Source organism: Bacillus sp. SIMBA_008 (assembly GCF_046535495.1).
Lineage (GTDB): Bacteria > Bacillota > Bacilli > Bacillales > Bacillaceae > Bacillus > Bacillus subtilis.
The window spans coordinates 1-296 of record NZ_JAWRWL010000252.1 but is presented as its reverse complement, the minus strand read 5'-3'; the positions used below and the strand labels follow the sequence as shown (position 1 = coordinate 296).

General features: G+C 50.7%; 1 protein-coding gene. It reads left to right on the top strand.

The window, feature by feature from the left end:
* Positions 1-296, top strand: a 296-nt coding sequence (locus SB658_RS23060; protein ID WP_410602588.1) for an ATPase, T2SS/T4P/T4SS family, incomplete at both ends; no start/stop codon positions are given.

The window sequence follows — 296 nt, the reverse complement described above, 5'->3', positions numbered from 1 at the left end:
CATGGATATAGGAGAAAGACGTAAGCCGCAAAACGGTTCATTGTCTCTGCCGCTTCCGACGGAAACCGTTCATTTGAGAATGTCAACCTTGCCGACAATGAATGATGAAAGTCTTGTCATCAGGCTTTTGCCTAAGCGGCAGATTCCCCCTCTGGATAAACTGTCCTTATTTCGGGGGGCGGGCGCCGCACTATTGTCCTTTCTGAAGCATTCACACGGCCTGCTTCTGTTTACCGGCCCGACCGGCTCTGGAAAAACGACCACTCTTTACTCGCTTGTCAACTATGCAAAACGGC